This window comes from Flavobacterium marginilacus (assembly GCF_026870155.1).
Classification (GTDB): domain Bacteria; phylum Bacteroidota; class Bacteroidia; order Flavobacteriales; family Flavobacteriaceae; genus Flavobacterium; species Flavobacterium marginilacus.
The window spans coordinates 765,473-777,383 of record NZ_CP113975.1; the positions used below are offsets into that span (position 1 = coordinate 765,473).

Genomic DNA, 11,911 nt, shown 5'->3' on the forward strand with positions numbered 1-11,911 from the left:
GGGGCGCAAATCCGAGTAATGGGCTCAATTTAGCCGCAAATCCCCACTGGAGCTCGTTTGCAGCGAGTACCTGCATGAATTTGAATCACAGCGTTTGCAGCTACAGTTCATCTTTCGTAAAAATGCTTTAAAACGCTCTAAATATTAGATTACTTCTTTATCTTTAATTCATACCGATAAATTTTTTAGTACTGATGGAATTAATCATGATAGAATCGCCATTGATTTTTTTAAAGTCCAATGGTTTTACCTCATCTGCAGCACTACTTTCGATAATTAATTCAAGTTCGGCTATTTCGTCAGAGATTGTTCTTTCAATGTGAAGCGGGTAAATTGTATCAGAAACGGTGCTTTCAATAACTAAATCGGATTGAGCAATTAGTTCCCGCATTGATTCTTCATATTCCAAAAATTCTATTTCGTCAGAATCCGTAGCTTCTACAATTTTATTGCCTTCGATAATGATTTCTTTTATAGTTTTTGGATTATAGGCAATTACTGTTTCAGGATTAAAAACTTCAGCATTATTTGCCAAAGAAGGTTTTCCAAATTTTGCTGTACCATTAGTTTCTGTTAAAAAATCATCAGATAATGTGATGTTTTTAAATGAACGGTATGGCAGGTTAACTGTGTTTTTTGCATTAGAAATAGTTGAAAATGATACTAATACAACTCCTAAGATTAAAACTGAATTTTTCATGATTAATGTTTTTTGATTGATGATTGATGATTGATGATTGATGATTGATTGATGATTGATTTTTTAAAATGAGATACCATTATCAATGATATCTCATTTATAATTTCTTCGGTTTATTTTTTTAAAAGTTCGGCAGCTTCGTGAGCATTAGATAGTTCTGCAAATTTTAAAGCAGTAAACCCATTTTTGTCTTTTGCAGTAGAAACGGCACCTTTTGATAATAAAAATTTAATGATTTCGGTTTTGTTATAACGGGCTGCGACCATTAAAGGAGTCATTCCGTTTGAAACTTCATTTATATCTGTACCATATTCGATAAACTTTTTGACACTGTTTAAATCTCCTTTACAGATAGCAATACTCAAGGGAGAAACTGTTTCTGTGTATTCGGTTTTATGTAAACCATTTGAAAATGAATACTGATTTGATGCTGATAAAACACCTGTTGCTGTGATTAAAGCTACTCCTAAATAAACGATTGATTTTTTCATGATAATTAATTTTTTTTGATTGATGATTGATTAATAATTTGGATCATATAATAATATCCTATGCAAATATATGTCTTAAAAAAGGTATTGTGTATCACATAGTACTTAAAATTAACTTTTTATTAACAAGTGCAATTGTTTTATTGACTTTAACGCAATGAGATTCTTTAGCGGATATTCTAATAGTTTTGATTTTCTCTGAAAATTCTAAAGCCGTTTTGTACTCAGATCTTTTGTCTTAAATTTGCACAACTACAAGTGGCATGCACTGAAATGCAAAGGTTTCATGTTAAATAAAGAGCTAATGAAAGGTATAATTGTTGCTTTATGATTAGGTTTGACAGCAATTGTATTGGCAGAGTTTTTTTGCATGTTGCCAATCAAGTTAAATAAAGAGGAAGTGAAAAAAATGAAAAATACAGCTGGGAACTGGACTATTTGTGAGGAATGTCAGGGGCGTGGGCAAAAAAGACAAAGACTCAGCAAGAAAGTGAAACTTCGTTACCAGACGGCCGTCGATCAATTTGAAAAAACGAAAGAAGGTACCTTTCCAGTTCGTCCCAAGGGGCATTTATACCCATGTTTGAATTGTAACGGATCTGGTTTGCTTCCTGCTGCCAGCAGTCCTGTACCCAATAAAGAAAATTACCCGCATGTTGCAATTATTGGAGGAGGCATAGGAGGCGTGGCACTGGCTGTCGCTTGTTTGCACAGAGGAATTCCATTTACTTTATTTGAGCGTGATACTCATTTCGAAGCCCGGTCACAAGGCTACGGACTTACTTTGCAGCAAGCCAGTAAAGCGATTGAAGGACTGGGGATTTTTTCATTAGAAGAAGGAGTGGTTTCAACAAGGCATTTGGTACATACTACAGAAGGAAAAGTGATTGGGGAATGGGGAGTCCGAAAGTGGATACAGTCAGATTCGAAAACATCTCAGAAAAGATCAAATGTGCATATCGCACGGCAGTCCTTGCGTTTAGCTTTACTGGAACAGCTTGGAGGGCATAATGCAGTACAGTGGGGACATCTGCTAGTGGATTTGAAACAATCGGAGGGAGAAGGCGTTGATTTAAGTTTTTTGGTAAAAGGCGAAATAAAAAATTGCAGTGCAGATCTTGTGGTAGGGGCTGACGGTATCCGCAGTTCCGTGCGAAAACTGCTGATTGGCGAGGAAATTGCTCCTTTGCGTTACCTTGGCTGTATTGTAATATTGGGTATTTGTCCTTTGCAGGCTTTGGAAGATAATAGCAGTTCTTTACTGGACTCGGCAACTGTATTTCAAACGGCTAATGGTCATGAAAGGATTTACATGATGCCTTATACATCAGATTCGGTGATGTGGCAGCTTAGTTTTCCAATGACCGAAGAAGAAGCCAGGACATTAAGTGCAAAAGGCACTCAGGCACTCAAGGAAGAAGCATGCCGCAGAACCCAGTGGCACGATCCCATACCACAGATATTAGAGGCTACATTAGAAACTCAGATTTCAGGTTATCCGGTATATGACCGGCAATTACTAAAGCCAGAATTGCTGAAGAAAGCAGGACAGGTTACACTAATTGGCGATGCTGCCCACCCAATGAGTCCATTCAAAGGACAGGGAGCAAATCAGGCCTTACTGGATGCGCTCATGCTGGCTCGGACAATCACAAGAGAATGCCGGCCTTTATCGCAATGGAGGAAAGCGGGTATTAGAGAAAGTGTTCTGACGGAATTTGAAGCAGAAATGTTAAAGCGAAGTGCTGTCAAAGTAAAAGATTCAGCCGATGCAGCAGAGTTCCTGCATTCCGAAATTGTGCTTCATGAGGGTGATGAGCCGAGAGGGCGGTGTTTAAAGAAAAAATGAAGCATAAAAAAAATCCTTAATTTCTTAAGGAGTTTCTTGGTGGGCTGTCAGGGATTATAATCGAACACTTGATACCTATTTTGATGTTTTTTGAAAGTATAAAATTATGCATTTGATTACTAATATAGGACTAAATTAAAATTTTCTTTGCCCATTCTGCTATTGTCAAACTAGGACGACCAAGAATAGTCATAACATCATCCTTAACGACCGTTTGTGCTTGCATCATGCCAGCCTTTGCCAAATTCTGCGTAATTCTTGCACTTTCCATTGTGTATCAACCAATTTCTAATTTAGAATTAGAAGAAAAGGTTATTAGTTAGCAGAAGACTGATTCAGTTTGCAGTGAATCTATTGGTTTCAATTTTATACTGTTTGATTTGTACTAGAATGAAGGAGGCTCACCTTTTTTTAATAAGATTCTGCGAGGCATAAAAAATTTAATCAAAACATCATATTCATACAGGAGAGATTTGCAAAGTGACTTATAGCTTTGCAGTAATTTTAAATTTATCTTTTGAATATGGCACACAATACTTTCATAAATAAAAAACTTGTTTTCAATAAAGTTTATGAACAAAATTGGAAAGCGCTGTATGTTTTTGCTTTTAATATTATGAAGGATAAACAATCGGCTGAAGATATTATTCAAGAGATATTTATCGATTTTTGGCTGCGAATGAATGAAACTGATATACAAAATTTTACCGCTTATTTATTTCAGGCTGTTAGAAATCAGTGTGCAAAAAAGCTTAAGTCCAAAAAATTAACAGCTTTTGAGCTAGAGATTTTTGAAGAAGTGTTACAGTTAATTGAAGAAGAACCAGCCATTGAACTTTCAAAAGAACTATTAATCGAGGAAGTGAAACAAAAGGCTTGTGAAATTTTACCTAAAAAATGCCTTGATATTTTTACGCTTAGATTTTATGATAATATGACCATTAAAGAAATTGCGGAACAAAAGAATTTATCGATCAGTACTGTTGAAAATCAGATAAATAAAGCTCTTAAATTATTGAAGGCTGGGGATAATTACCGCATTAAATTATTAGGCCTGCTTATTGTCTGTTCTTCGCTGTAATCTCTTTTGCTGTTTTTTGTTAAGAATGTTAACAAATTGTAATCCTTATTATATTTTATAGGTGCTAGCTCCTTTTCGTGTACTATACTAATAAAGAACTTATTTTAAAATAGTACACATGGGTAAACAATACAGGCATCTTTTTAAAAGATACAGCGAAGGCAAATCTTCAGAAAAAGAAGCAAGAGCGGTAAATACTTATTTTTCCAAAATACAAGAGTATGGTATTAAGGAATCCAATATTGATACTGATGCTGTGGGACAGCGTATCCTATTTAGAATTGAAAAAAAATTAGGACAAAAAAAGATGACCAATTTTTACAGAATGATTGCATCTGTAGCAGCTATTATTCTTTTGGGAACTTTGTGGCTTACTTTCAATTCTGTTTTTAATACCAACCACTATATTACTGTTGCTGCCAAATTTGGTGAACAAAAAAAAATGATGCTGCCCGATTCGTCAATTGTTTACTTAAATTCTGGGAGCAGTATTATCTATCCTGAACATTTCGGAGAAAATTCAAGAGCTGTCAGCTTGAAAGGAGAAGCTTACTTTGAGGTAATGCATAAAGAAAAACATCCCTTTATAATTTCATCCAATCATTTTAAAACTCAGGTTTTAGGAACTCGATTTATCGTAACAAATTACGAAAAAGGGATTCCTTCGGTAACGGTAGTGTCTGGAAAGGTTCAGGTTACAGATCTGCATTCTTCAAATTCAGAGATTATTACTAAAAATCAAAGGGTTATTTATGATGATAAGACAGGTTCTTTAGTTAGATACAATACTATAGAATCTTCAGATTATTTGGCATGGAAAGACGGCAGGGTCTTTTTTGATCATGCCAATATAGATCAAGTACTGCTGACACTTCAAAGAAAGTACAATGTTGTTTTAAAACTAGATTCACCTCTTTATCAGTGCAATACCATTAGTGGTAATTTCTCTGGAAATAATATAGAAAAAATCTTAAATGCTATTCGTTTCATTAACGATATGGATTTTGTTATAACCAAAAAGGACACTATAAATATAAGACTTAAACCCTGTAAAAACTGATGCCTATGAAAAGATGAAATATTACTTAACTATGTAAAGACAAAAAACCCGAACATGGCGGCCACCAATTATCGGGTTGTATTAATTGAAAATAATTAACATAAAACAAATATATTCAAATTATGTATCTTGTAACAAAAAAAAATAACAATAAAAAGAAGGTCTTATTCTTTTTATTGGCTGCTTTATTGACACAGCTGACATTTGCGGAAGCAATTAAATCGCAAAGTACAGAATCTACCCCTGTATCAGTTTCAAAAAATGTTTATGAGCTTAAATCATTGTTTAAGGCTATTGAAAGTCAAACTGATTATTCTCTTCTATATACAGATGAAGTAGCAGAACTAAAAACGCAGACTCCTGTAAGTTCTGGGACACACACATTAGCAGTATTGCTTAAAGAGGCAGCGGCTAAGTTCAAAGTTGTTTATCAAATAAATGATGGTTTAATTACTTTTAAGCCAAATACTTCCATTAGAGATAAAACAATGCCTGTTTTAGCAAAACAGATAAAAATTTCAGGTAAGGTTACCGATAATTCAGGCAAGCCAATCCCAGGAGCTTCAATCCTTGTTGAAGGAACATCGTTTGGAGTTCAAACTGATTTTGATGGCAGTTATATTATTGAGGCAGAAGAAGGCCAAATTCTCGTTTTCTCTTGTATAGGATTTAAAACGATTAAAAAAACGGTTGGACAGGAAAATAAAATCAATGTAATTCTTACCGAAGAAGCAGAAATGCTAAAGGAATTGGTAATAACGGCATTGGGTATCAAAAGAGAAGAAAAAGCACTTGGTTATGCTATGCAAAAAGTACAGGGTTCTTCTGTTCAAACGGTCAAAGGGATTGACGTTGCGACTTCTTTAACAGGAAGGGTTGCTGGTTTACTGGTAAAAAACAGCACTGAGTTTGCCGAAGCTCCAACAGTAGAGCTGCGTGGAGAAAATGCATTATTAGTTATAGACGGTGTGCCGTATGGAAATATGACGCTTAGAGATATTCCTGCTGATGATATAGAAAGTTTGAACGTGCTTAAGGGCGCAACCGCCTCGGCTCTATACGGTTATAGAGGCGCAAGTGGAGCAATTGTAGTAACAACAAAAAAAGGCAGAGATAAGAAGGGACTTGCAGTTTCTGTAAACAGCAGTACAATGTTCACTGCTGGTTACTTAGCTATTCCTAAAACGCAAACTGTTTTTGGAAGACAGATAGATGCAGTCACTAATATTTATAAAGGAACTGGCTCTTGGGGTGTACCAATGGAGGGGCAGAATGTTATCCAGTGGGATCCCATTAGTAAAGCAAATAAGCAGATGCCATATCTTGCGACCGGAAAGGATAATTTTAAGAATTTCTTAGAACAGGGCTATATTCTTAATAATAATTTTAGCTTAACCCAGCAAGGCGAACATGGCAGTATACGATCTTCTGCTACTTGGGTATCCAATAAAGGACAGTATCCTAATTCTCAATATGATAAATACACTTATACTTTGGGCGGTGATATAGATATGGATAAGTTCAAATTATCATCTTCAGTATCCATAAACAAGCAGACTTCGCCTAATATTGGATTTAATGGTTACAAAGGTTATGACCCAATGTACAGCATACTGATTTGGTCTTCTCCAGATTATGATTTAAGAGATTACAAAGATTATTGGCTTGTGAAAAATGAAACACAAAATAATAGTTATACAGGTACAAATAACAATCCTTATTTTGACAGATATGAAAGGCTGCATAGTATTGATCGTCAGGTTTTCAACGGTTTTGTTTCGGGAACTTATGAATTGGTACCAGGATTGAATGCTGTTTTAAGAACAGGTTTTGATACTTACAATAATAAGCAGGTTATACGTATATCTAGAGGATCACTTCAAGGAGCTGGTAATTCTACTGTTATTTTAAACGGTTCTGAGATTTGGGGAGAATCGCTAAAAGGTTCGTACAATGAAGGTATGGGAAGTGGTTATAGTTCAAACACCGATTTTATTTTGACCGGAAATAAAAAAATTAAGGACTTTGATATTGAGAGCCTCTTTGGAGGGACTATTTATTATACCGAAGATCAAGGTATTGAAGCCAGAACCCAAGGTGGTCTTACTATCCCAGGTTTTTATTCATTAAAATCGTCAGTTACTAGTGCCCTTGTAAATTCGACAATTTACAAGAGACAAGTTAATAGTTTGTACGGAAGACTTGCGGGATCATGGAAAAGTATACTGTTTCTTGAAGGTACTTTAAGAAACGACTGGAGTTCAACTTTGCCAAAATCTACACGTTCATACCTATACCCGTCTATATCCAGCAGTTTTATGGTTTCTGAAATTTTACCAAAATACGATTGGTTGTCTCTTTGGAAATTTCGTGGTTCTTGGACATCGTCAAAGACACCAGCAGGTGTTTACGATTCCAATTCGGTATACAACATAACAACAAATGCCTGGGGTAGTTCTAATTCTGCCTCATATCCAGATACAGTAAGAGGAAATGAAGTAGCACCAGAGTCTTCAAGTACTTGGGAAGTGGGTACAGCTGCAAATCTGTTCAAAAAGCGGGCTTCCTTAGATTTTACCTTTTATTCCAAAAGAATGTTTGACTTTTTGAAAGCGACAAGTGTAAGCAGTGCATCTGGTTTTAGCTCCAATTATACTAACATAAACGAAGAAATTACCCGAAGAGGTTTTGAACTTACACTAAGTGTCACACCTGTAAAAACTACAGACTGGCAATGGGATCTAACGGCCAATTGGTCTAAATACGCACGTTATTATACAAAATTAGATCCGCAGTTTTCTGCTGATAAGCCTTGGGTAAAAGTAGGCAAGAGAGCAGATGCATTTGTTTTGAATGAATTCCTGAAAGATGGAAAAGGTAACATGATTTATGAAAACGGACTGCCTGTATACTCATCGTATGAATCAGTACATGGATACGCTGATCCAGATTGGATATGGGGTTTAACATCATCACTTCGATATAAAGACTTTACTTTAAACATTTCTATGGACGGCAGAGTTGGAGGTTTAGCCCAAACAACTACCGAAATGTATATGTGGCAATCTGGCAACCATCCTGATTCGGTAAACGATATTCGATATAAGGACGCTACTACGGGTACAAGTAATTATTTGGGCGATGGAGTGAAAGTGGTTTCTGGGAATGTAATTTATAATTCTTATGGAGAGATAACCAGTGATACTCGTCAATATGCAGCCAACGATGTATATGTAACTTATGAAAACTATGTTAAAAGAGTCCATAAAGGGAATGCTTGGGGTGGGACACCTTCTCCTTACGATACATACAGTACAACCTTCCTGAAACTAAGAGAACTTTCTTTAACTTATAATGTTCCGCAGACGGCATGCCATTTTATTAGAGCTAAGAATGCTTCTATATCTGCTGTGGGGCAAAACTTATTTCTTTGGGCCAAAGATTTCAAATATTCAGACCCTGACGGAGGCTCTGATAATTTTAGCGATCCATCTCAACGATTTGTAGGCTGTAATGTTAAACTTGAATTTTAAATTGATTAAAAGCAACAAATAATTTAAAACTATAGATATGAAAAAAATTATCACCGCTATTGCAGGGATACTTATATTGGCAGGCTGCAGTAATTTTGATGAAATTAATACAAACCCCAATACTCCAACTCAAGTAAGTGCTTCTTTGTTATGCACAAACATTATCCTGAGCATTGCTAAATATCAGGGTGCTGATTCGAAAGAATATATTTCTGAAAATGCCTTGCCAAAATATGTTGGTTATGCGAATGAAGGACAATTGGGAACCCAGTATAATTTTATAACAAATTCAAGCTTCAATAAGATGACAATTTTGCCGGATATTGATAAAATGCTGGAATTTGCGAAAGGGGATCCAGCAGAAAATTCATATAAAGGAGTCGCTCATTTTATACGGGCATATACTTTTTACCTGCTCACCATGAAAATGGGAGATATTCCATACAGTCAGGCTAACCAAGGAAGTCAGGGCAATTATAAACCGAAGTACGATCTGCAGAAAGATGTATTCATTGGCATTCTTAATGAATTAGAATTGGCAAATGCAGATTTTTCTAAAGGAGCTTCTTTTCAAGGAGATCCAACTGTCTTTCAAGGAGATCCAACTAAATGGAAAAGAGCCTGTAATGCATTTGAACTTAAGGTTCTAATGAGTTTAAGTGCTAAAGAAAACGATGTTGATTTAAAAATTAAACAAAGATTTTTAGCTATTGTTAATGACAATGTCTTACTGGAAAAAGCTTCTGATTATTTTGGTCTGGAGTACGGCAGCATAAATTCACATCCTTTATATAGTACTAACGATATGTTTACAGGAAGAACTCTTTTGAGTACAACAGTTGTTAAAAACCTTAAAGAATTGAAAGACAAGCGTCTTTTTTATTTTGGAGAACCTTCTGCTTCTCAGTTAATTGCCGGATATGCCTCTAATGATATGGAAGCATACATAGGCGTGAAAACATCATTAGACTATGGACTGATGAATGCCAATTATAGCAAAGGAAATTATTCTAAAATAAATTTAAGGTATCAGACAAAACAGAATAGTGAGCCGAGAAGAATGCTCACTTATGCCGAGCAAGAACTTATTCTGGCAGAAGCACGTATTAAGGGATGGATAAGTACCGGCAGTGCACAGCAGTATTATGAAAATGGAGTTAGAGCGGCTCTAACAAATGTTATGAGCACAGATGCTTCCTTTGCCCACGGAAATCCAATTATGCAAAGTGATATTGATAACTATTTTGCAGGAAAAGCATCATTTGCTTCGGATAAAGACAGCCAGCTCAAACAAATCTGGCTGCAGCGTTACCTCCTTAATTTTTTAGTTGATGCTGAAACGGCTTATTTTGAATATAGAAGAACAAAATATCCTGACTTTGAAATTGATCCAGTTACCAATCTAAATGTTAAGAGTCCTGCTGATTTACCAGTAAGATATTTATATCCATCTTCGGAGTTGAATTATAATAGTCAAAATTTGAATGAAGCTTTGAACAGACAGTATGGTGGTTATGACGAAATTAATAAAAAGATGTGGCTGTTAGCTGATTAGCAATAAGTTTTTTAAATCAATTAGTTAGTTTTTTTTGACGCTGTTCTATTTATTTGGAGCAGCGTTTTTTAAAATATTAAAAAGGATTTTCTTGATGAGCATTTTTTTGGAAGTGCCTATTGAGATTGTTTAAAGGAAAAATAATTTTAAAATATTGAAAATCAATCGAAGTAACCATAAAACTAAGAACATGAAAAAAATAAAATGGCTGGTATTACTCATTTGGGCATTTCAGATTAATGCTCAGAACATAAAGATGATGACTTATAATGTTCGTCTGGATTTAGCAAGTGATAGGGAGAATGACTGGACACACCGAAAGGATTTTTTTACTGCCCAGATTCAGTTTTATGACCCAGATATTTTTGGGGTTCAGGAAGCGTTACCAAATCAGGTAAATGATATTGCAGCAGCTCTTCGTCAATATAATTTTGTCGGTATAGGAAGAGATGGTGTTGAAAAAGGGGAGTCATCAAATATTTTTTACAAGCATAAGCGTTTTAAAATGCTATCGAGCAATACTTTTTGGCTCTCGGAAACGCCCAACGAAATTTCAAAAGGCTGGGATGCCGCTTATGCAAGAGTGTGTACCTATGCTTTATTTAAGGAATTGAAAACTAAACAGCTTTTTTGGGTCTTTAATACTCACTTAGATCATATTGGAGTTCAGGCGAAAACAAATGGAATAAAGCTTATTCTTTCAAAAATAAAAGAGTTAGACAAAAAAATATATCCAGTAGTTTTTATGGGAGATCTTAATTCTGAACCCGCATCTGAAGTAATTTCAATTTTAAAACAGGAGATGAAAGACACCCGCGATCTTTCCGAGGTAAAAGCTTTTGGACCTTCTGGCACATTTAATGGTTTTAAGCACAATGAACCAGTAACCGTTTTACTGGATTATATTTTTATATCCGATGACAGCAAATTAAAAGTGAAAAAATTTGCTGTTTTAAGTGACTCAAAAGATCTAAAATATCCATCAGATCACTTGCCCGTTTATATTGAGCTGGATTATAAATAGGCTAAAAAATTTTGATAACAGAAGTACTAATGCTTCGGCAGAATCTTTCAATGCCAAAATAAAAGCTTTTAGATCTCAGTTGAGAGGTGTAAGAAATGTAGAATTTTTCCTTTTAGGCTCACTAATATTTATGCTTAATTTTTTACTGCTCCACAGATTTACTGCTATATATTCTTGCTTTCGTTTTATAAAAAATATTTTAGATGTTTTTTTAAATTATTTTGACACTCATCAAAATTTTAATCGATTAAAACTTTGTCTTAGTATATCAAAACAGCCCATACTTCTACTTTATTATTTAATCCCAACCTTTAATTATTCCTTTGAAGAAAACAAGGAAATAAATATATAACTCAAATGTCATATTAGAATATATACCTCAACATTATTCATTAAATAATACCAATACGACTTATTAAACACAACTACTTTTAGTAACACAAAACGAATTCTTTATTATCAAAGCTAAAAAAGATTTTCTCTTTTTGAAGCTTAGCCCCAGACAATTTATTAAAAAAATGAGTTGTGCTAAATACATAGTATGCTTCCGAAAAAGATAAAAACATCTGGTAGCTGTTATAGGCAAAGTAATAAATGAAGAAGTAGGAAGGTTACTGG

Annotated in this window: 9 protein-coding genes; 7 read left to right on the forward strand and 2 right to left on the reverse strand. The window is 34.9% G+C overall.

Translation table 11 applies throughout. From position 1 onward, the window contains the following. Positions 1–163 precede the first annotated feature (163 nt). A complete protein-coding gene (locus tag OZP07_RS03235) occupies positions 164–700 on the reverse strand; it encodes a hypothetical protein (RefSeq protein WP_281637268.1) in 537 nt (178 codons plus the stop codon). A 113-nt stretch (positions 701–813) separates the two neighbouring features. Beyond that, positions 814–1,191 carry an ankyrin repeat domain-containing protein gene (locus OZP07_RS03240; RefSeq protein ID WP_281637269.1) on the reverse strand — a complete coding sequence of 126 codons (378 nt, stop codon included), beginning with the start codon at positions 1,189–1,191 and terminating at the stop codon, positions 814–816. A gap of 409 nt (positions 1,192–1,600) precedes the next feature. On the opposite strand from OZP07_RS03240, the gene OZP07_RS03245 reads away from it, so the two are divergent. The 7 genes from OZP07_RS03245 (at position 1,601) to OZP07_RS03275 (ending at position 11,645) form a co-directional block, all read left to right on the forward strand. Further along, positions 1,601–3,040 (forward strand): FAD-dependent oxidoreductase, encoded by a 1,440-nt coding sequence (locus OZP07_RS03245; protein ID WP_281637270.1) that lies wholly within the window; start codon positions 1,601–1,603, stop codon positions 3,038–3,040. Positions 3,041–3,656: 616 nt separating this feature from the next. Next, positions 3,657–4,121 carry an RNA polymerase sigma factor gene (locus OZP07_RS03250; protein WP_281637271.1) on the forward strand — a complete coding sequence of 155 codons (465 nt, stop codon included), beginning with the start codon at positions 3,657–3,659 and terminating at the stop codon, positions 4,119–4,121. A 118-nt stretch (positions 4,122–4,239) separates the two neighbouring features. Beyond that, a complete protein-coding gene (locus OZP07_RS03255; RefSeq protein WP_281637272.1) occupies positions 4,240–5,181 on the forward strand; it encodes a FecR family protein in 942 nt (313 codons plus the stop codon). Between the two features lie 122 nt (positions 5,182–5,303). Then, positions 5,304–8,714 carry a SusC/RagA family TonB-linked outer membrane protein gene (locus tag OZP07_RS03260; RefSeq protein WP_281637273.1) on the forward strand — a complete coding sequence of 1,137 codons (3,411 nt, stop codon included), beginning with the start codon at positions 5,304–5,306 and terminating at the stop codon, positions 8,712–8,714. A gap of 37 nt (positions 8,715–8,751) precedes the next feature. Next, positions 8,752–10,269 (forward strand): SusD/RagB family nutrient-binding outer membrane lipoprotein, encoded by a 1,518-nt coding sequence (locus OZP07_RS03265; protein WP_281637274.1) that lies wholly within the window; start codon positions 8,752–8,754, stop codon positions 10,267–10,269. A gap of 190 nt (positions 10,270–10,459) precedes the next feature. Continuing rightward, positions 10,460–11,293, forward strand: coding sequence for an endonuclease/exonuclease/phosphatase family protein (locus OZP07_RS03270; protein ID WP_281637275.1), 834 nt, complete (start codon positions 10,460–10,462; stop codon positions 11,291–11,293). Next, positions 11,274–11,645, forward strand: coding sequence for a transposase (locus tag OZP07_RS03275; protein WP_281637276.1), 372 nt, complete (start codon positions 11,274–11,276; stop codon positions 11,643–11,645). Before OZP07_RS03270 ends, OZP07_RS03275 begins: the two co-directional genes overlap by 20 nt. Positions 11,646–11,911 lie beyond the last annotated feature (266 nt).